Origin of the sequence: Streptomyces sp. NPDC058773 (assembly GCF_042746015.1) — a bacterium.
Classification (GTDB): domain Bacteria; phylum Actinomycetota; class Actinomycetes; order Streptomycetales; family Streptomycetaceae; genus Streptomyces.
In genome coordinates, this window is the sequence record NZ_JBHYPE010000015.1 from 15,136 (window position 1) to 35,605 (window position 20,470).

Annotated in this window: 18 protein-coding genes and 1 pseudogene; 15 read left to right on the plus strand and 4 right to left on the minus strand. The window is 72.1% G+C overall.

Going from position 1 to position 20,470, the window contains the following annotated elements:
- The first annotated feature begins 3 nt into the window (after positions 1 to 3).
- The 9 genes from ACFW5B_RS15705 (at position 4) to ACFW5B_RS15745 (ending at position 10,230) form a co-directional block, all read left to right on the plus strand.
- A complete protein-coding gene (locus ACFW5B_RS15705) occupies positions 4 to 1,587 on the plus strand; it encodes a radical SAM protein (RefSeq protein ID WP_386439153.1) in 1,584 nt (527 codons plus the stop codon).
- A gap of 108 nt (positions 1,588 to 1,695) precedes the next feature.
- Positions 1,696 to 3,588, plus strand: coding sequence for a carbamoyltransferase C-terminal domain-containing protein (locus ACFW5B_RS15710; protein WP_386439155.1), 1,893 nt, complete (start codon positions 1,696 to 1,698; stop codon positions 3,586 to 3,588).
- Between the two features lie 142 nt (positions 3,589 to 3,730).
- On the plus strand, positions 3,731 to 4,633 hold the full coding sequence (locus tag ACFW5B_RS15715; protein WP_386439157.1) for a phytanoyl-CoA dioxygenase family protein: 903 nt from the start codon (positions 3,731 to 3,733) through the stop codon (positions 4,631 to 4,633).
- A complete protein-coding gene (locus ACFW5B_RS15720) occupies positions 4,626 to 5,990 on the plus strand; it encodes an MFS transporter (RefSeq protein WP_386439159.1) in 1,365 nt (454 codons plus the stop codon). The genes ACFW5B_RS15715 and ACFW5B_RS15720 overlap by 8 nt, the downstream gene beginning before the upstream one ends.
- 3 nt (positions 5,991 to 5,993) lie before the next feature.
- The gene (locus ACFW5B_RS15725) at positions 5,994 to 6,923 is read left to right on the plus strand and encodes an NAD(P)/FAD-dependent oxidoreductase (protein WP_386439161.1); all 930 of its coding nucleotides are present in this window, start codon (positions 5,994 to 5,996) and stop codon (positions 6,921 to 6,923) included.
- 108 nt (positions 6,924 to 7,031) lie between these two features.
- Positions 7,032 to 7,949 carry an SGNH/GDSL hydrolase family protein gene (locus tag ACFW5B_RS15730; RefSeq protein WP_386439163.1) on the plus strand — a complete coding sequence of 306 codons (918 nt, stop codon included), beginning with the start codon at positions 7,032 to 7,034 and terminating at the stop codon, positions 7,947 to 7,949.
- A gap of 11 nt (positions 7,950 to 7,960) precedes the next feature.
- Positions 7,961 to 8,146 carry a hypothetical protein gene (locus ACFW5B_RS15735; protein WP_386439165.1) on the plus strand — a complete coding sequence of 62 codons (186 nt, stop codon included), beginning with the start codon at positions 7,961 to 7,963 and terminating at the stop codon, positions 8,144 to 8,146.
- Position 8,147: 1 nt separating this feature from the next.
- Entirely contained in the window at positions 8,148 to 10,040 is a 1,893-nt protein-coding gene (locus ACFW5B_RS15740; protein ID WP_386439167.1) for a carbamoyltransferase, read from the plus strand.
- Entirely contained in the window at positions 10,018 to 10,230 is a 213-nt protein-coding gene (locus ACFW5B_RS15745; protein WP_386439169.1) for a hypothetical protein, read from the plus strand. Before ACFW5B_RS15740 ends, ACFW5B_RS15745 begins: the two co-directional genes overlap by 23 nt.
- Positions 10,231 to 10,300: 70 nt before the next feature.
- On the opposite strand, the gene ACFW5B_RS15750 is transcribed toward ACFW5B_RS15745, so the two are convergent.
- Complete coding sequence (locus ACFW5B_RS15750; protein ID WP_386439171.1) at positions 10,301 to 10,924, minus strand: class I SAM-dependent methyltransferase; 624 nt, start codon at positions 10,922 to 10,924, stop codon at positions 10,301 to 10,303.
- A 134-nt stretch (positions 10,925 to 11,058) separates the two neighbouring features.
- Positions 11,059 to 12,092: pseudogene (locus tag ACFW5B_RS15755) on the minus strand (FAD-dependent monooxygenase).
- A gap of 25 nt (positions 12,093 to 12,117) precedes the next feature.
- On the opposite strand from ACFW5B_RS15755, the gene ACFW5B_RS15760 reads away from it, so the two are divergent.
- Together ACFW5B_RS15760 and ACFW5B_RS15765 are read left to right on the plus strand one after the other, a co-directional pair.
- Entirely contained in the window at positions 12,118 to 12,399 is a 282-nt protein-coding gene (locus ACFW5B_RS15760) for a TetR/AcrR family transcriptional regulator C-terminal domain-containing protein (protein ID WP_386439403.1), read from the plus strand.
- Between the two features lie 134 nt (positions 12,400 to 12,533).
- The gene (locus ACFW5B_RS15765) at positions 12,534 to 12,842 is read left to right on the plus strand and encodes a hypothetical protein (protein WP_386439173.1); all 309 of its coding nucleotides are present in this window, start codon (positions 12,534 to 12,536) and stop codon (positions 12,840 to 12,842) included.
- Between the two features lie 85 nt (positions 12,843 to 12,927).
- Here ACFW5B_RS15765 and ACFW5B_RS15770 read toward each other — a convergent pair whose 3' ends face one another.
- The gene (locus ACFW5B_RS15770) at positions 12,928 to 13,407 is read right to left on the minus strand and encodes a nucleoside deaminase (protein ID WP_386439175.1); all 480 of its coding nucleotides are present in this window, start codon (positions 13,405 to 13,407) and stop codon (positions 12,928 to 12,930) included.
- A gap of 375 nt (positions 13,408 to 13,782) precedes the next feature.
- Here ACFW5B_RS15770 and ACFW5B_RS15775 point away from each other — a divergent pair, with 375 nt between their 5' ends.
- From ACFW5B_RS15775 to ACFW5B_RS15785, 3 genes are all read left to right on the plus strand, one after another.
- Entirely contained in the window at positions 13,783 to 14,940 is a 1,158-nt protein-coding gene (locus ACFW5B_RS15775; RefSeq protein ID WP_386439177.1) for a hypothetical protein, read from the plus strand.
- Positions 14,941 to 15,249: 309 nt separating this feature from the next.
- Entirely contained in the window at positions 15,250 to 16,962 is a 1,713-nt protein-coding gene (locus tag ACFW5B_RS15780) for an amidohydrolase (protein WP_386439179.1), read from the plus strand.
- A gap of 28 nt (positions 16,963 to 16,990) precedes the next feature.
- Positions 16,991 to 17,761, plus strand: a complete 771-nt coding sequence (locus ACFW5B_RS15785; RefSeq protein WP_386439181.1) for a LuxR C-terminal-related transcriptional regulator — start codon at positions 16,991 to 16,993, stop codon at positions 17,759 to 17,761.
- A gap of 93 nt (positions 17,762 to 17,854) precedes the next feature.
- Here ACFW5B_RS15785 and ACFW5B_RS15790 read toward each other — a convergent pair whose 3' ends face one another.
- Positions 17,855 to 19,006: a Dyp-type peroxidase gene (locus tag ACFW5B_RS15790; protein WP_386439183.1), complete on the minus strand. Its 1,152-nt coding sequence runs from the start codon at positions 19,004 to 19,006 to the stop codon at positions 17,855 to 17,857.
- A 252-nt stretch (positions 19,007 to 19,258) separates the two neighbouring features.
- Between ACFW5B_RS15790 and ACFW5B_RS15795 the strand changes: the two genes are divergently transcribed.
- Positions 19,259 to 20,470, plus strand: a complete 1,212-nt coding sequence (locus ACFW5B_RS15795) for a right-handed parallel beta-helix repeat-containing protein (protein WP_386439405.1) — start codon at positions 19,259 to 19,261, stop codon at positions 20,468 to 20,470.

The following is a 20,470-nucleotide window of genomic DNA, read 5'->3' on the forward strand; positions in this document are numbered from 1 at the left end:
GCCATGCAGAATTCGATGTACCAGTCCTCGCGCTACGTCCGTACCCTGCGTGCCGCGGGCAACCGGGATTTCACCTCGTTCGGAGGCCGGCTCGGTTCCTATGAGGGCGACGAGCGGACCATGGCTTTTCATTCCCTCTTCGGAAATGCGCGGCTGATCGACCGGGACATCGTCGAACTCCTCAAGGAGGCATCTCAGGGCCTCAGTTGGGACCGGCTGCGGGAGCGGGTCGACGACGCCTCACTGCGCGACCTCGTCGAGGCGCGGTTCCTCGTCGAGGCGGGGCACGACGAGGCCGCGGAGATCGACGGCCTGCTGGAGAACCGGCAGAGCGCACTCGGCAGCGGTGTGTTCCACTCCTCCATCCAGCTCGTGCTCACCAACGCCTGCAACTTCTCCTGTCAGGGCTGCTTCGCGTACAACTTCGACGGCGGCGTCGAGGAGCGCAACACCTCCGGCGAGTCGGTGAAACCCGGCCCGGTCCTGGTCGAACTGCGCCGCACGCGTGAGGTCGCGGGCCCCACCCGGCAGGACTCGGGCCCCACCTTCGCCAAGGGCGACTGGAACCACGGCGCGGACGAGGCCCGCAACCCCTCGATGCACATGTCGCGCGAGGTGGCCGAGAAGACCGTCAAGGAGGCCATCGAGCTGCGCAAGGCCAACGGCGGCGGCCATCTGACGGTGTCGTTCTTCGGCGGCGAGCCCACCCTGGCGCGCGGCACCATCCTGCACGTACTGCGCACCTTCGGCGACAGCTACGACGGCGTCACCCTCTCCTACGACCTGACCAGCAACGGTTCGCGCATCGACGACGAGCTGCTGGCGGCGCTCGCCGAGCACCGCGTCGACACCACCGTCTCCATCGACTACCTGGTCCCGGAGACCGGCGAGTTCCGCGGCGGGCAGCAGCAGCGCACCTCTTGGGCCGTGGTCCGCAAGGCGATCCTCGACATGAAGGCCGCGGGCGTCCCGGTCAGCATCACCTCGGTGCTCTCCCAGTACACCTGGGACAAGTGGGGCACCCCGCTCATCGACTTCGTCGCCGAGGCCGGTCTGGAATCCCTGGACGTCATCGTGTCCTTCCAGGCCAAGGAGTTCTTCCAGCAGCACAGCCCGCACGACGTGGCGCAGCGGCTGCTGGCCGCCGTCGACTACGGGCGCGAGCGCGGCGTGCAGCTCAGCGGCTACTGGTACCAGACCTTCCAGATGATCATTGACGAGGCCAAGTGGGCCGAGCAGGCCGACTACAAGACCTGCCCGGCGGTCGGCCGTCAGCTCTCCATCGAGCCCAACGGCAGCGTCTTCGCCTGCAAGGCCACCGCCCGCAAGCTGGGCACCATCGACGACTGGCGCGGCATCTTCTCCTCTCCCGCCTACCAGGACTACGGCATGCGGGCCTACACCAACGGCCCCGGCTGCCAGGGCTGCGAGCTCCAGGGCACCTGCTCGGGCGGCTCCGCCGGGGCGCTGGAGGAGGAGAACGGCTCGATCCAGGTGATGTCGCCCGGCTACTGCGCCTACATGCGCGAGGTGGTGCAGGGCCTCCTGGAGCGCCATCACGCCCAGAGCCTCGCCATGCTGTCCTGAGCCGGGCCCCGACGATCTCCGCACCGGCCCGCCTCCGCACGAGGCGGGCCGCCGATCCACGACCCGGCCCCACGACCCCGGTCCGGGCCGAGTGAGGGTGACTGTTCCATGGCAATCATTGGGATGCACTTCGGCCACGACGCGGGTGCCGCGCTCACCGAGGGGGGCGGCTACCGCGTCATCGAGGCCGAGCGCCGCCTGGGGCTGCGCCATGTGTGCGGCGGCAACGGCGACTTCCCGCGGGCCGCCGCCGACTGGCTGGCGGAGCTGCGGGAGCGGGCGGCGAGCCCGGTGACCGGGATCGCGGTGGCCGACTGGTACACGCCGGTGTGCCAGGTGCTGCCGCCGGCGCTGGTGGAGCTCGTCAACGAGGACGCCCGCTGGACGGCCACCGGCGGCACGGGCCTCGCCGACGCGGTGACCCGGGTGATCAAACCCCTGGACTGGCCGCTGGCCAAGGGGTTCGGCGACCTCACCCTGACCGCGGTACGCCACCACTACGCGCACGCCGCCCTCGCGTACTACACCTCCGGGGCCCGCAAGGCCCTGGTGCTGGCCCTGGACGGAACGGGCAACTACGCCGAGTGCGGCATGGTCTGCCTCGGCGACGGCGACCAGCTCACCCCGGTGATGTCGTTCACCAACCGCACCGGCCCGCGCTTCGGTCTCGTCTACGAGGCGCTCGCCCGGCGCGTCCACGGCAGCCAGTTCGACACCGGCAAGCTGCTCGGGCTGACGGCCACCGGGGAGACCGATGCGTTCCTGCTGCCGGTGCTGCGCGCCATGCTCGTCCCGCAGGCCACCCGGCGCGCCTCGCCGGACCTGTACGAGCAGCTCGACGAGGACCGGCTGACCGGCACGGCTCTGCGCTACGCCGACACCTGGTGGGAGTACGACCCGTACGGCGGCGGGTATCTGGACGCGGGCCTGGCCGACTCCTCGGACGACGACGTCGTGCACTCCTTCGGCTCGGTCTTCCCCGACGAGATCCGCACCGCGGACGGGCGAAGCACCCCGGTCGGAACCTCCCCCGACGCGCGCATCTGCAGGGACCTGGCGGCCACCCTGCAGACCGCCGTGGAGCGGGACCTGGCGTCGCTGGTCACCGGCATCAGCCGGCGCTTCCCCAGCTACGCGACGCTCTGCTACGCGGGCGGCTGCGCGCTCAACATCACCGCCAACAGCCGCCTCGCCGAATCCTCCCAGTTCACCCGGGTGTCCATCCCGACCTGCTGCGACGATTCGGGGATCGCACTGGGCGCGGCGCTGGCGGTCGCCGACCCCGCCGACCGCCCGGCCCTGCTGGGCCGCTCGGGATGGGCGCCGCTGGCCTACGCCGGACCCCCGCTGGAGGGCCTGGACACGGCGGAGGGCGACTACGGCGACAACGCCGCCCAGGCCGACGGCCTGAGACGGCGACTGGGCGGCCTCGGGCTGTCCCTGCGCCGCCCGGCCGGCGACGAGGAGTTCGTCCAGACCGTCGCCGGCCTGCTGGCCGACCGGCGGTGTGTGGCCTGGCTGGAGGGCGGCCTGGAGACCGGACCGAGGGCGCTGGGCCACCGTTCCCTGCTGGTCTCGGCCCACTGGAGCGGCGCCCGCCGGTACGTCTCCCAGACGATCAAGAACCGGGAGTGGTTCCGGCCGGTCGCGCCCATCTGCCCGGAGGAGGTGGCAGACCAGTACTTCACCGGCCCCCTGGACCACACCGAGACCATGCTGTTCGCGGTGCGGGTGCGGCCCGACCGGGCCGGGCAGCTCGCCGAGGCCCGGCACATCGACGGCACGGCCCGCCTCCAGACCGTACGGCCCGACGCCCACCCCCTGCTGCACCGGCTGTGCCATGCGGTGGCCGCCCGCACGGAGTTGCCCGTGCTCATCAACACCAGCGCCAACGGAGGCGGCCGCCCCCTCCTCAACCACCTCGACGAGGCACTGGAGTTGCTCACCGACACCGAGCTGGACGCCGTGGTGCTGCCCGAACACCGCCTGATCATCGAGTGATCTGCGTCCCCGTCCCCGTCCAGCGCCCCGTACCCGTATTCCCCGATATCTCCGGCCGGGCGAAAAATGGCCGGAATGACGATGTCGGGGCCGGACCGTCCCACCCGATCATGTGCAGGCGTCGTGTCCCTGGAGAGTGCCCGTGGCCGCCATTCCACTGCGAGACATCCACAAGACGGAACCGCTGCGCGTCCTGTCCCCCGCGGACCGGCAACAGTGGATCACTCAAGGCTATGTGATCGTCCGTCAGGCGGTGCCGCCGGAGACGGTCGCCGCCCTCACCGAAGGTCTGTACTCCTTCCTCGACATGCGCCCCGAGGACCCGTCGACCTGGGCCTCGCCACACACCGGCAACGACCGGCTGCCGGGCCACAGCGGGCTGGTCGAGATGTACAACCACCAGGCCCAGTGGGACATCCGGCAGAACCCGCGGGTGTACGGGGCCTTCGCCGACATCTGGGACCGCAGCGACCTGTGGGTCACCATCGACTTCGCCAATGTCAACCCGCCCAACCGGGGACCGCGCGCCTTCGACGGGTTCATCCACTGGGACGTGGACACCTCCGCCGAGCCGCTCCAGGTGAGCTGTCAGGCGGTGCTCTCGCTGACCCACGGCGACGAGGAGATCGGCGGCTTCCAGTGCGTGCCGGAGATCTTCACCGACTGGGAGAAGTGGGTGAGCGGACAGCCCGCCGACCGCGACCCGTTCACGCCGGACATCACCGGCTACCGGATCACCACGCCACAGGTCGCGCCCGGCGACCTGATCATCTTCAACAGCCTTCTGCCGCACGGGGTGCACCCCAACGTCTCCGAGGCCCGGGTGCGCATGGCCCAGTACCTGACCATGGCGCCCGCCTGGGAGGAGAACGCCGGCCTCCGCGAGGCCCGGGTGCGGTTCTGGCGGGACCGGATCCCGCCGCATCCGCCGCAGGGCGGGGTGCGCAAGGACGAGGCCGAACTGTACGGACCGGCGACGCTGACCGAGCTGGGCGAGCGGTTGCTGGGCCTGCGTGCGTGGCCTGAGGGGAGCATTGTTGGCTAGCGCCTCCGCGTCCGCGGACCGCCCGGCCCGCCGGGCGGACCTGGGCCGCCCGTTCCGCTGGCTGTGGGCCTCGACGGCCGCTTCCAACGCGGGCGACGGCATCACCCGTACGCTGCTGCCGCTGCTGGTGGTCGCGCACCACCCCGACCCGGCGGCGGTCGCCGGGCTGACCACCGTCAACATGCTCCCCTGGCTGCTGTTCGCGCTCCCCGCGGGCGTCCTCGTGGACCGGGTGGACCGGCGCCGGATCGTGCTGGGCAGCAACCTGGTCCGCGCGGCGGCGCTGCTCGGCGCGGCCCTGGTGCTCGTCGACCACGGTCCGCTGGCCCTCCTGTACGCGCTGGCGTTCCTGCTGGGCATCGCCGAGACCCTCGCCGACACCGCCGCGCCCGCGATGCTGCCGCGCCTGGTCGACGAGCGGCACCTGGAGCGCGCCAACGGGCGGCTGATGGCAGCGACGATCGTGCTCAACGAAACGGCCGGACCGCCCGTGGCGGGCCTGCTGGTGGGCCTGACCGCCGCCGCGGCGCTGGCCACCGGCGGGGTGCTGTACGCGCTGGCCGCGCTGCTGCTGTTCGGCCTCGCCCCGCTCGCCCGCACCCGCCGCGGGGCGGCACCGGACGAGGCGGATGCGGGCGGGGCGGCACCGGGCGGGGCACGCGGCGGGGTGCTGCGCGACATCCGGGGCGGGCTCGGCTTCGTCCTCGGTCATCGCACCCTGCGGCTCACGCTGGCCGCGAGCGCCCTGTACGGCCTGGTGTTCTCGGCGACCTTCTCGATGCTGGTGCTGCTGAGCAAGGGCACGCTGGGCCTGAGCGCGGCCGGGTACGGACTGCTGCTCGCCGTCGGGTCGCTGGGCGCCGTCGCCGGCAGCTGGCTGGCGCCCCGGGCCGCCGACCGGCTGCCCACCGTACGGCTGGCCCGCTGGTCCCTGGTGGCGTCCGGAGCCGCGTACGCCGCGCTGGGCCTGGTCCGCCATCCGGTCCTGGCCGCGCTGGCACTCGCCGCCAACGGCGTCTTCATGATGGGCTGGAACATCCCCGTGATGTCGCTGCGCCAGCGGCTCACGCCGGAGGACCTCCAGGGCCGGGTGATGAGCGTGTCCCGGCTGTGCGCGTGGGGCACCATGCCGGTCGGCGCGACGCTCGGCGGTCTGCTCGCCGAAGCCCTGTCCGTGCCCGCGGTGTTCGTGGTGTGCGGGACCCTCCTGGCCGTGGGCGCGCTGCTGCTGCTCGCGCCCCTGCGCGAGGACCGCTCCGCGCCCGGCGACGCACTCCCGGCGCCCGCCGCACCACTGCCTTCCGGTACGCCGCCCGCCGATCCGCCTCCGCACAGTGACCTTCTCGACAAGGGATGACCATTGGACACACAGCTCTACGACACGGTGATCGTCGGAGGCGGCCCGGCCGGCCTCAACGGAGCGCTCTACCTGGGCCGTTCACGCCGCCGTGTGCTGCTGATCGACTCGGGCGACGCCCGCAACATGGCAGCGGGCGTCATGCACAACGTCCTCACCAACGACGGGGCGACGATCGCGGACTTCCGGGCCCGCTCCCGCGCCCAACTCGCCACCTACGACGTGACGTTCCGCGACGACCAGGTGGTGTCGGCCGAGTGCGACGGTGACCACGTGGTGGTCACCACCAAGGAGTCCGGCACCTTCCGGGCCCGCACCCTGCTGTACGCGGCCGGTGTGCGCTCGGTGCTGCCACCGGTACCGGGCCTGGCCGACCTGTGGGGCAAGACCGTCCTGGAGTGTCCGTACTGCCACGCCTGGGAGGTGCGCGACCGCAGCTTCGCCGTGTACGGAGGGACCGTGCCCAGCGAGTGCCTGGCCGCGACCCTGACGGTGTGGTCCGACCGCATCACCTACCTCACCGACCGGCGCGAGCTGCCCCAGGACGAGCGCGACCGCCTCACCGCGGCCGGCGTCCCCGTCGTCAACGACCGGGTCGGCGAGGTGAAGCCGCATCCCGAGGGCGTCGAGGTCGTCTTCGAGGACGGCCGGTCCGCGAGCTACGGGGCGCTCTTCCTCCACCTCGACATCGAGCCCCGGGTGGCCCCGCTGCGCCCCTGGCTGCAGGCCCCGGACCTGGAGGCCGTACAGACCGACGAGCGCGGCCGCACCAGCCTGCCCCGGCTGTACGTGGCCGGAGACCTCGGCCGGAACATGCAGCAGGCCGCGATGGCCGCTGCCAGCGGAGGGCTGGCGGGCATGGCCATCAACGCCGACCTGATCCGCGAGGACCGCCCCGGCTCCCTGCCCGAGCCGCCGCCCCCGGCCCCCTGAGCGCAGGTCGCCCCGTGCCCGCCGTGCCCCACCGGGCACGGCGGGTCGGCCGGTCACCACGGAAGGCACGACAGCCACGCACCGCGCACCGACGGGAGCCCCTTCACGATGACCTCACCCCGCGCCGAGTTCACCCCGCACATGGAGCACTACACCTTCGTCCTGGAGGACCAGCCCTATCTGGGGTACTTCCAGTACGGCAACGAGAAGACCCCCGTCTACACCACCGACCGGCACGGCTTCCGGGTCACGCCGGGCCCCGGCGGGCTCCGGGCGACGGTCGGCGACGACCGCCCCGAAGGCCCGGTGCGGGTGCTCGCGGGCAGTTCCGCGGTCTTCGGCGTGGGCGCCACCGGTGACGCGGCCACGATCACCGCGCGGCTGTGGAACGCCCACGCGCCCCGGCTGCCCTGGCTGAACATCGCCGGCCAGAGCCACAATTCGGCCCAGGAACTCCTGCTGTTCGCCCTGTTCCAGCACGAACTCCCGCCGGTCGAGGACATCGTGCTGCTCTCCGGGGTCAACAATCTGGTGCTCAGCCGGCTGCCCGAGGAGAAACAGGGCCGGCACGGCGCCTTCTTCGACTGCGGGCCCGCCCCCGACGTCGTCCCGCCGCCGGAGCAACGTGTCGCGCACGCCACGGAATTGACGATCCGGCACCTGGGTGCCTGGAAGCTGCTCGCGGACGGCCTGGGCGCCCGGCTGGTCTTCGCGCTCCAGCCGCTCGCGCCCTGGGTGCGCGAGGAGCCGCTGCCCCGCGAGCAGCTGCTCTTCGAGGAGCTGGACGAGGTGTCCAACTTCCGCCGGTTCCACAACGACATCTCCACCATGGCGGTGGGCCGCGCCTACGCGGACCGGCTGGCCGCCGGATGCGCCCGTCTCGACGTGCCGTTCCTGGACCTGAACGTGGCGCTGGCCGAGGCCGCCAAGCCGGAGGACTGGCTGTTCATCGACCGGGTGCACTGCACCGACCTGGGATACGACCTGGTGGCCCGGCAGCTGGCGGACCGCCTGGACCTGGCATGAGGAGCCCCGCCGTGCCCGACGACAGCAGCGCAGCGCCCGCTTCGGCGGTCGGCCGCCTCGCCTCCTGGCTGCGGCGCCGGGACCGCCCGGGGCCCGCCCCCGACACCCCGCCGGACCGGTCCGCTGACCAGCCCCCGCCGCCGTCCCGGCTGCGGCCGCAGCCCGAGGACGACGCGTCCGTCTACCCGCTGTTCTGACATGGGGACCGGTAGGGGCGGCGCGCGCGCCGACCGCTCGGGCCCCGGCGGGCCGGACGGCCCGGTCCTGGGCATCTCCGCCTATTACCACGACAGCGCGGCAGCAGTGGTGGCCGGCGGCACCCCGCTGGCGGCGGCGCAGGAGGAGCGGTTCACCCGGCGCCGCCACGACCCCGGCTTCCCCTCGCACGCCGTCGCCAGCTGCCTGCGCGAGGCCGGGCTGCGCCTGGACGAACTGGCGGCCGTGGCGTTCTACGAGGACCCGGCGCTGAAGTTCCGCCGGGTGCTGGCGACCTGGCTGGCCACCGCCCCGCACGGTCTTCCCGTGTTCCGCCGGGCGTTCCCGCAGTGGGCCGGCTGGAAGCGGCGAGCGCTGGACGACGTACGGGCGCGGCTGCGCACCCTGGCCCCCGGACAGCCGCTGCCGCCGGTCGTGGCGCACCGGCACCATGCCTCGCACGCCGCGTCGGCGTTCTTCCCGAGCCCGTACGCGTCGGCCGCGGTGCTGTGCGTCGACGGTGTGGGGGAGTGGGCGACGACGACGCTGTGGCACGGCCGCGGCACCGAGCTGGCTCCCCTCGCCGAACTGCGCTTCCCGCACTCCCTCGGCATGCTGTACTCGGCGTTCACCTACTTCTGCGGCTTCAAGGTCGACTCGGGGGAGTACAAGCTGATGGGCCTGGCGCCCTACGGCACGCCGCGCTACGCGCCGCTCATCCGGGAGCGGCTGATCGACGTCAAGCCGGACGGCTCGTTCCGCCTGGATCTGCGGCACTTCACCTTCCAGTACGGGCAGACCATGGCCGGCCGGGCCTTCGCGGAGCTCTTCGACGGGCCGCGCCGGACACCGGAAGGCCCACTCACCGAGCGCGAGTTCGACCTGGCGGCCTCCGTGCAGCAGGTGACCGAGGAGGTGATGCTCCGGCTGGCCCGGACGGCGCTGGAACGCACCGAGGAGCGACGGCTGTGCCTGGCCGGCGGTGTGGCGCTCAACTGCGTGGCCAACGGCCGGATCCTGGCCGACGGGGTCTGCGACGAGCTGTGGATCCAGCCGGCGGCCGGGGACGCGGGCGGGGCGCTCGGCGCGGCGCTGGCCGAGTCGCACCGCCGGGGCGCGCCCCGCCCCCATGTGGGGCGCGGCACGGACGCGATGGCGGGGGCGCTGCTCGGCCCCGCTTGCTCCGACCGGGAGACCGAGGAGTTCCTGACCCGTGGCGGCTACCCCGCCGTGCGGCTGCCGGAGCGGGAGTTGGTGGAGCGGGTCGCGGCGGAGCTGGCGTCGGGGAAGGTCGTCGGCTGGTTCCAGGGACGGATGGAGTTCGGACCACGGGCGCTGGGCAACCGCTCCATCCTCGCCGACCCGCGCGATCCCGCCATGCAGTCCACCCTCAACCTCAAGACCAAGTTCCGGGAGTCCTTCCGCCCGTTCGCGCCCGCGGTGCTCGCCGAGGACGCCAAGGACTGGTTCGACCTGGCCCAGGAGAGCCCGTACATGCTGCTGACCGCACAGGTCGCCGCGGCACAGCGGCGGGAGTGCGGGGCCGCGGCGGACGGGGCGACGGGCCTGGACCTGCTGCGGGTGCCGCGCTCGACGATCCCGGCGGTCACCCATGTCGACGGCTCGGCCCGCGTGCAGACCGTGTCGGCCGAGCGCAACGCGCGCTTCCACGCGCTGCTCACCGCTTTCCGGGACGGCACGGGCTGCCCCGTGCTGGTGAACACCTCGTTCAATGTGCGCGGGGAGCCGATCGTGCGCGATGTCGAGGAGGCGTACGCCTGCTTCATGCGCACCCGGATCGATCTGCTGGTCCTCGGAGACTTTCTCCTGGACAAACGGGACCAGCCCGAGTGGCGGGAGGAGGGCGACTGGCGTGCCGCGATCCCGATGGACTGAGCGGCTGCGGCATCTGGGCCTGGCCGCACTGTACTTCGCGGTGGTCACCCCGGCCGGGCTGTGCGCGCGGGCGGTGCGGGACCCGCTGCGGCGTACCTGGGACGGCCGCCGGACGAGCTATCTGGACCGCCCGGCCGGTCCTCACCTTCGCCCTGCGAGGCTCGCCCCATCGTCCCCTGATCCGCCGTAGCCGGCGGACGCGGGGTCGCGGGGGCGGTCCTGGCGGACGTCATGGCTCACCGGCTTACCCACCGGGTTGCTCACCGGCCGCCGGGTTCCCTCGCCGAAGTCACCACCACACGACGCGTACCGAGGACGAGCACGCGGGATGCGGCCTCGGCGAAGCCGCACTCCGCCGCCCAGACACTCGCCTCCTGCGCGGTGTGGGGGAGCGGTACATCACGGGCGAGGTGACCCGAGAAGCGTTCCGACGGCCGGAAGTGCGTGGCCAGGGGCAGCGTGAAACCCACCCGGCCACCCGGACGCAGGGCACGCCGCCAGTCGGCCGGCGCCCGGCGTCCCAGGAAGTGCAGCGAGGACGCGCAGAGCACGACGTCGAGAGAGCGATCGGCAACCGGCAGCGGCACCGCATCGGCGACCCGCCAGTCGATCGCCGTCGCACGCTCCACGTCCGCGGCGCGGGCCCTGCCCACTGCGATCATCCCCGGAGACAGGTCGACGGCCAGGACGGGCCGGGCGGTGTCGGGCCGGCTCTGCGCGAGTTGCCGGGCTACGGCTCCCGCTCCGCACGCCACGTCGGCGACCGCGTCGGCCGGACCGGGGGCCACCCACGCGATCAGGGCCCGCGCAATCTCCTCGTGGTGCCGGTGATCGTAGCTGTCGGCCAGATCGTCGAAGGCCCCGGCCAGAGTTGTGCTCTGCATCACCGTCCGATCCTAGTGGCGCGTCGCGATCAGCACACCCACCGTCACCCGGTCCCGGTCCCGGTCCAGGTCCAGGTCCCGGTCCAGGCCCGCCGGCCGCCGGGCGCAGCCGTCATCGGTGCGCGTGCCTGGGGCTACGTCATGGGCATGAACGCGGGCAGGGTGAGCGCCGAGTGGGCCGGTCGACCCTCCGTGGAAGGGGGCGTGGTGATGAGTTTGCGCAGCGTGTCATTGCGCTGCTCCAGGGCCTGAGCGGTGCCCGGGAAAAGCGCGGCGTCGCCCTTGCCGACCTGATCCTGGTTCAGGGTCACGAACGCACGGGTGTGGTGTTCGTAGGCCGCGAAGCCCGCGGCGTGGTCCCGGTCGGCCAGGGAACCGGCGAGCATGTACGCACCGACGAGCGCGAGGCTGGAGCCCTGTCCGGTGAGGAACGAGGGTGCGTACGCGGCGTCGCCCACCAGCGCGACCCTGCCGCTGGACCAGCGGGGCATCCGGATCTGGCTGATCACGTCGAAGAACAGGTCGTCCGCCTCGCGCAGGGCGGTAAGCATGCCGGGGACCTCCCAGCCCGCGTCGGCGAAGACCGCGGCGACCAGGTCCCGTTGGGCCTGCGGGTTCCGGAACGCGTCGAACGGCGGTTCCGGGCGGGCGAGTGCAGACCGTCCGCACCGAACACCATGTCGAACGTACGCCTGCCGCCCCCGCGGAAGGTGACATCGACCCCGTGGCCGGACTGGGCGAGGGTGTCGATGGAGTCGTCGAACAAGAACTCCACGTCATCACGGACCGCCGCGTGGAGCACGTCGGTCAGATCCCCGCGCCGCACCTCCAGGTCCCGTCCCGCGACACCGCCGGTGACGGTGTGCGGGGTGACCGAGGCCACCTCGCTGCCGTCCCCGTTGAGGAAGGTCAGCCGGCGCAGGCCGATGTGCGCCTCGTGCAGTCGCGGCAGGATTCCCATCCTCCGTACGACGTCGAGTGCGGTGCCGCGTATGTCGATGGGGTAGCCACCGCCACGAAACGCGCCCGCCTTCTCGACCATCGTGACCGCGAATCCGTAGCGGTGCAGCCAGAACGCGAGGGCGGGCCCCGCGATGCCGCCCCCGGATATCAGGGCCGTGCGCCCCGGGGTACTACGGACGTCCCTCGACAGCTCGGAGCGGGTCATTCGGTGACTCCAGTACGCAACACTGCTGCGACTCCTCCAGGCGGAATCGGGCCATTTGCCGCACCGGGGCTACAACTCCATGGCCGACACCCCCGACGAGGCAATCGCCGAGCGGTTCGCCGCCTTCGCCGCGGCCGGACTGCTCGATGTCCCCGACCCCCGACTCGCGGCCGACCAGTTCATCGCGCTGACCTTCGGCGTCGCGCTGGACAGACTCGGTTCCGCGAACGCCGCGGAGGACCCCCGCGTCCGGCCACTCGTCGTCGAGGGGGTGCGGACCTTCCTTCGGGCATACCGAAGCAGGTGACGGGCAGCGCGAGATGCCGGCCCCGGGTGGGCGCATCGCTTCTGCGGCGACTGCCGCGCCCCTTCGTTTAGTGATCGTTTATTGCGGCTCAGCAGAATGTGAGGTGTCGAGAAGGATCCTGCACGGGGGACGGTATGGCCAAGCTCTATCTGGAGAAGCTCAAGTGCGTCACGACTGAGGCCTGGAGCGGCTTCGACGAGCCGAGGCTGGTCGTCCAGAACCGCGGCACCGTGTGGAATGGAAGGGTGCTGCGAGACCGGATGTACACCGTCAAGTACGACTGCGACTTCACGGGAACGATCGCCGTCTCCCTCGGGGAGGGCGGCGACTCGGGTGAGGGTGACCGGCTCGGGAAGCAGTGGATCACGGATACGCCTGGTGAACGCAGTCTGCACTTCAAGGCGGACGGTGCTGAGTACAAGCTGCTGTATGCGGTGGAGTAGGTAGTTCGCAGGCGAACCCCCATCCACCCCCTCCTGCGGCGCCGCTGTGTTGTGTCTCTCCCGGGCTGTATTGAACCGAACAAGCTCAGGGGGAGCGGTGAAAGCGGCGGTGCAGGTCGCGGACCTGCTCCGCGAGGCCGGGAATCGGGCCCTCCACCACGAGGCCGGGGACGATGTCCCGGATCGGCAGGGTCCGCACCGGAGGCGGGGGAACATCCAAGTCGGCGAGCCAGGACGCCAGTTGTTCGGAAGAGCTCACGTACACGATGCGCCCCAGCCCGACCCAGCCGTGCGCGGCGGCGCACATCGGGCAGTGCTCACCGGAGGTGTAGACGGTCGCGGCCGCTCTTTCCCCGGGGGACATGTTCGCCGCGGACCAGCGCGCCAGCTCGAACTCCGGATGCCGGGTCCGGTCGCCCGAGGCCACACGGTTGTGGTCCTCGGCGAGGACGGTCCCGTCCGCGGCGACGAGTACGGAGCCGAACGGCTCGTCGCCCACGTTCACGGCCTCGGCCGCAAGTTCCACGCAGCGGCGCAGATGCCGCAGATCGGCGTCGTTCACCATGATGCCCCCAGATGCCTCAGGCCCGTGTTCTTCAGCGGATGCTAGATCCTCGAAGCCGCTCTAAGCAGCCGAACCGGTGGAACGGCGAATCCTTCCTGTGGAGCGTCTGAAGATCGCTGAAGAGTCCCGCACCGAGTATGACGGGACACGTCCCCGCCTGTGGACCGATGCAGACCACGACGGCTGCGGCACACGCAAGGAAGTCCTGTCGGCCGAGGCGGTCAGAAACCCCGCGAGGGCTCAGAACTGCCGCCTTGCCGACGACGCATGGCCGATTGCGCGTTCTCTGCTCCGCCGTGATCCGTATGTGATGAACACCCCGTAATCTCCCCTGAGTTGGGATTCCGGAGATGCTCGACCAAAGCGGGGGAAGTCATGGCATACAGACGTGCGGTGTTACCGGCATTGGCTGGAGGGCTGCTGCTCACAGCCCTTCTGTGGTGGGCGGGGGAAAGCGCGCACGCACTGCATCTGCCGGGCGCCCCCGGCCCGCTCGACGGTCAGACGGCCGTCGAGCTGGAGCACTGGCTCACCCCCTGGTCGTACGACCCTCCGGCCTCGGTCCAGTTCGGCACCGAGGTGCCCGGCGGCGTCCGGGACGCAGCCGGGACCGCCGGCACCAGCTACCTGGCGTTGTACACCGCCGCGCTGCAGATCCGGTTCGGCGCGGTCTTCGCCTTCTTCGTAGCTGGGGCACTGCTCCTGGTCCGCCGGCTGCCGCCGGTGCACGGCCGGATGCCGGCCACGCTGCTCGCAATATGGGCCTGGGGCCTGGTGGCCGGGACCCTTGCGGTAGCCGTCTCCGCACCGTGGCTGATCGCTTCGGGAGGGCATGGCAGTTTCCGCTTCCTGCCCCGGCTGGCGGGTGTCATCTCCTCCGGGCGGCAGGTCTTGGTGGTGACCGCGCTGGTCGCGGCGGCGGTGACAGTGCTCCTGGCGCGAGGCACTGCCAGGGAGGACGGCCCGGAGTCGCACGAGGCCGTCCCCGCGCGGGCCGCCCGCCTGGCCGCCACCATCGGAACCGCCGTGATCGCACTGTCCCTGGTGGTCCTCTCGTACCAGCCGGTCGCCGCCGCCCTCCAGCGAGTCTCCCCGGCCATCGGGCTGTTCACCGAACCGGGCGACCTCCTGCGCCAGTGGTTGCTGCTCGGCGCTTGGACGCCCCCGGGGGGCGCGCCGCTCGGCGGCTGGCTCCTGTACCGCGCCGGCGACGTGCTGCTGCTCGCCGTGGTGTGGTGGGCACTGCGGCGGCTGCCCGGACTGCTCACCCGGGCCACGGTCCCCGCGATGGCGGTGGGCGCGGTCTGCGCGACGGTCCTCGGGCTGCTGGCGAGCCAGCTGCTGAGGGTGGCCGTGGACGGGGCGGGCTCGGGCCTGCGCTGGGGCCTGCTGCACCTGTCCGCAGGCCTCGGTGAGGGCGTTCCGGCCGCCCTGACCTGCGGCCTGGTGGCGGGGGCCGCGGCTGCCCTGACGCTGCGGGCGGTCGGAGGCCGTGCTCAACCGGCGCATCGGCCGAGGACACCGGGGGCGTAGCCCCCACCCGACGGCGCACGCAACGCCGTCAAGACCGTCGGGCCCGCGGCCGGTTGCGCCGCCGATTCCCCCCAGCCGTCCGCTGTGGGACCCGCCCTGCCGACTGCCCCGAGCAAGGGACGCGATGCATTCCATGCCTTCCCGAGCCCGACGACGAACCCGGGCACGAGCCGTCAGCCCCGCCCCTGCCACCACGAGAGCGCGTATCGGTGGAATGACCGATGTGCGGGGACAGGAGGGTGGTTCATAGTCCTCGGGAGATCGTTTGCGGGCGGCCGAGGTGTGCCCGGTTTTGGAAAGGACCCTTCTGTGGACACGTATGCGGACCTGGTGTTTCTCGGCGGGCAGGTGGTCACCGTCGATGCGGAGTTCTCCGTCGCCTCGGCCCTGGCGGTGACCGGCGGGGTCATCAGCGCCGTCGGCGGGCGGGACGACGTCGCACCGCTCGTCGGACCCGGCACCCGCGTCATCGACCTGCGGGGCGCGACCCTGCTTCCCGGCATCAACGACTCGCACCTGCACGGATGCGCCTTCGGTATGGCGACGCCGCCGCTCTCCCTCGACCTCGGCCATCCCGCCGTGTCCTCCCTCGCGGACGTGGCCGAAGCGGTCCGGGAAACCGTCGGTCGGGTACCGGGCGGGCAGTGGATAACGGGGCACGGCTGGGACCCCGGATTCCTCGACGAGTGCGTCGCCGATCCGTCGCGGCAGCCCTCCCGGCGTGACCTCGACGCCGTGAGCCCGGACCACCCCGTCGTCCTGTACTCCTTCTCCGGGCACGCCACCTGGGTCAATTCCAAGGCACTTGAACTCATCGGGATCGACCGGCACACCGACGCGCCGCCCGGCGGGGCCATCGTCCTGGACGACGCCGGGGAGCCGACCGGGCTGCTCCACGAGGGGGCCCAGGCCCTCGTCCAGAACGCGCTGCCGCCGCTCAGCCGGCGGGAACGGGCCGACGCGATCCGGTCGACCCTCGCCGCACTCGCCCGGCTCGGCGTGACCAGCTTCACCGAGCCCGGACTCGGCCCCGGCGGCGACGGCATCATGCGGGGCGCGCTTGGCGCACAGACCCTCGACGTCTACCGCCAACTCCTGGCCGACGGCGAACTGACCGCCCGCGTCGGCGTCTTGGTCCTCCCCACCGGGATGGCGAGCACCGCCGAGGAGTTCGCCCGCACCCTCACCGCCCTCGACGACTCCGGTGAGTCCGGCGACGCCGATCCGCGCCGCCTGGCGATCCACGGGGTGAAGATCTTCGCCGACGGCATCGTCCCCAACAAGACGGCCTGGATGCACGAGCCGTACACCGGCGGCGGCTGCGGCTCCCTGTGCGTCGGCGGCGAGACGGATGCCGAGCGGACCGCCGAGATCGCCGCCATGATCCGGCATGCCCACGCCGCCGGGCACCAGTTGGGCGTCCACGTCACCGGCGACCGGGCCTGCGACTCCGTCGCGGACGCCTTCGCCGCGGCCGTGGCCGAGCACCCGCGGCCCGACGCCCGCCACTACGTCATCCACGGCGACTTCCTCACCGCGCACAGCATGAAGGTGCTGGCCGCCCACGGCTTCGGCGCCAACATGAACCCCACCATCAAGTGGACCGTCGCCGACATGGAGGAGGAGTTCGTCGGGGCCGAACGGGCCGCGTACGCATGGCCCTACCGCGATGCCATCGACGCCGGCGTGCGGGTCGCGAGCGGGTCCGACGCCCCCGTCACGTACCCGGACTGGCGCCAGGGCGTCGCCACCATGGTGCTGCGCGAGTCGAAGGCCGCCGGCCGGGTCAGCGGCCCCGAGCAGCGCATCGGCCTGGCCGAGGCGATCCGTACGTACACGATCGACGCGGCCTGGCAGGACTTCGCCGACGACTGGAAGGGCTCCCTGGAGCCGGGCAAGGTCGCCGACCTCTGTGTGCTCGACGGGGACCTGCTCACCGCCGACCCCCACGGCATCCCGGAGATCCCCGTCGTCCTCACCGTCGTGGACGGACAGGTCGTGCACGACACCCTTCGTGATTGACGCACTCCGGGCACATGATCATCCTTGGATGATGGCAGCGCACCGGAGCACGACGGACATCCTGGAGGCGGCCGTCCACGTCCGTGAGGCCGCCAGGAGCGCCACGAGCGGTGCGACCGGCCTCGCCACGGTCCTGGCGGCGCTGTCGGAGGTGATGGAGTACGACCACGCCTCCCTGGCCCGGTGGGACCCGCTGCGCCGGCGCCACACCACCCTGGCCGGAAGCTACCCGGACGATGCCACGGTCTACATCGAGACCCGCCTCCACCACGACCCGGTGTTCCCCGTGCTCCACAGCCCGTCCCGGGGCGGTCTCTGGCTCAGGGACGTCCCCTGTCACCTCCTGGCGGCATCGCCGGGCTTCCAGGAGGTGCTCTCCCCCCTCGGCATCGAGGACGGCGTGGCCCAGTGCCTGTTCGCCGCCGACGGCCGGTACGTCGGCATGCTGAACGTCAGCACCCGCCGGCCGCGGCGCACGCCCGACCCGGCACGGGCCGTGGTCACCCTGCTCACCGAGGCGCTCGCCGCGGCCGTCGCCCGAGGAGGTCCGCCGCCCGAGGGGGGCACCTCGGCCGGCCCCGCCGCGGACGCGGGGCGGCCCGGCGGGCTCTCGCCACGGGAGGTCCAGGTGCTCGCCGAACTGACCACCGGCCGCACCAACAGAGAGATCGCCGAGCGGCTGCGCATCACGCCGCGCACCGTAGGGACCCATATCGAGCACATCCTCGCCAAGCTGGACCTCCCCAACCGCGCGGCCGCCGCCGCCCGAGCCGTCGCCTGGGGAATCGAAGCGCGCTGACGCGAGCCCCGCGGCGCACAACGCCTGGCCGCGGGCGTGCCCCTGCAAGGAACTCCGTTCCCCCCGTGCTCAACTCGCCACAGCAAAGCGCGTTCAGCGGAACGTCTTGGCGCCGAGCGGATGCTGCTGGTCGAAGCCGGGGAGGATGAGGAAGGTTGCGCTGGCGGTGGTGGTGGTGAAGCGCAGCAGTGCGTCGGAATCATCCATATGCGCAAGCGTGTTGGTGAACGTGCGCAGGTCGTTCTGGAAGCTGATGAAGAGCAGGCCGGGCGTGGGCGCGTCGGTGCTGTAGGAGCGGCGGAGCATGAGACCGACGCCGACCACGGTGGGGTTGGCCCGGCGGACGTGGGCGTCGGCCGGGACGAGGTAGCGCCCGTCCGGTGTTTTGGCGCCGAGGTCCGGGTCCCAGGCCGCGGTCCCGCCGGAGAGGGGCGCGCCGGTGGCCCTGCGCCGGCCGAAGGCCGCCTCCTGGTCGGCGACGGAGAGGGCGGTGAACCGCGGCAGGTCGAGTTCCATGCGCCGTACCACGGCGATCGTGCCGCCGGCGACGGGAGCCGGCCCGGACAGCCACAGATGGCGCCGGTGTTCGGCCGTCGTGTGCGGGCCCACGATGCCGTCGATGAAACCGAGCAGGTTGCGCGGCGCGGAGATGCCCTTGCCCACGGGGATGTTCGGACCGCGGCGTCCGGACTGCCGCCAGCGTTCACGTAACCGACGACCGGCCTGCTCCAGGAGCGCGGCGGCGACGACCGGTAACAGCAAGGGGTCGCCGGCACAGATCTGCATGAACAGGTCCCCGCCGCGTGACTGCGGGGCGATCTGCTCGCGGGAGAACCGGGGGAGGTCTGCCGCGCCGGGCAGGGACGGCTCGGCCATGCGCACCAGCCGTGGGCCCACCCCGATCGTCACGGTGAGATCGCCCGGCGGCAGGCCCAGCAGCCGTGGATCGGTTCCCGCGGTGAGTGTGCGAACGGCCCGGCCGAGTTCGGCCAGCAGCGGGCCGACGGGCACACCGTCGTCGAGGTCGGCCACCACCGCCAGGAGGTTCGGCTGGGCCGGCTGCGGGAGCGTGATGCCTGCCTGATGGCGGCCGGTCGGCGGCACCCGTGGCGTGGACGCGGGGGAATGGGGCCGGCCTGGCTGAGGTGCCGACGCTTCGCACCCGGCGGTGAGCCCGGTGGCCGCCACGGCCCCGGTGGCACCGATGAACGCGCGGCGTGATGGAGGGGAGTCGGCTCGGCTCACGGTGTGGAGAATGCCATATCCAATCCGGCGGCGGGCGAGTTCCGCGAATGCCAAATCTGTTCTGGCACGGGCGAGTTGGTCAGCCGCCCGTGCAGGCTGACTTCATGCCAGGATGACGCCATGCCTCGTCTCCGTCTTCGTGTGATGGTCGCGTTTGTGAGCACACTGACCTGCGTACTGGCGGGCTGCGGGCCCGACGATGACGGGTCGGGCCACGGCCGGCGACCACCCGGTGCGCACGTGACGATCAGAGTGCCGGCCGACGCCCCGACGATCTCGGATGCGGTGTCTCTCGCTCACCCCGGTGACCTGGTGCTGGTGGCGCGGGGCACGTACCACGAGTCGGTGAAGGTCTCCGCGCCCCGTGTCACTCTTCGTGGTGAGTCCCGGGACGAGGTCGTCATCGACGGTCGGTTGCGGCAACCGAACGGCATCGTCGTCACCGCGCCCGGGGTGGCCGTGGAGAACCTGACCGTAAAGAACAACACGCAGAACGGGGTCCTGGTCACCGGTTCGGCGAAGGCGGCCGCCGGGCTGCCGGGGCGTTCCGGGGGCTACGACACCGGCGATGAGCCTGTCACCTTCCTGAAGTCGTTCCTGGTCTCCCACGTGACCGCGACCCGCAACGGTCTGTACGGCATCTACGCGTTCTCCGCGCAGAACGGTGTCATCGAGCGCTCCTACGCGTCGGGCGGGGCCGACTCGGGGATCTACGTCGGACAGTGCAAGCCCTGTCGCATCGTGGTGCGGGACAACGTCGCCGAACTCAACGCGATCGGTTTCGAAGGCACCAACGCCGGCGGAGACATGTATGTGGTCGGCAACCGCCTGGTCGGCAACCGGGTGGGCCTGACCACCGACTCCGACCACCAGGAGAAGCTGCTCCCGCAGCGGGGCGCCGTCATCGCGGGCAATCTGATCGCTGCCAACCAGCAGCGGTCCACCCCGGAGCAGGCCGACGGCGGGTGGGGCATCGGCATCGGCATCGACGGCGGCAGCGACAACCAGTTCCTCCGCAACCGCATCGCCGACAACAGCAACGCCGGGCTGGTGATCACCGCAACCGCCGATGTGCCTCCGGTCGGCAACCAGATCGTGGACAACACGTTCACCGTCAACGGCATCGATATCGGCTGGACGTTCCCCACCGCTACGCGGGGACGGGGCAACTGCCTGCGTGGCAACGGTCTGCGCACCACCGTGCCCGCCCGGCTCGCGACAACCGCGTCCTGCCCGCTTGCGGCCAAGTCGTCCTCGCCGGCCGGCAGATGGGCGAGGCCGAAGGCGCCCGGTGGCATCCCGTTCACCGAGGTCGCGGCGCCGGGTCCGCAGCCGCAGTTCCCCCACGCCACCACCGCGGGCGCCACCGCTGTCCCGGCGGTTCCGGCCCTCCCGAAGACGGCAGGCATCCCGCTGCCGCCGGCGTCCCTGCTCGCCGCGAACGCGCGGGTGCGGACGTCCTGA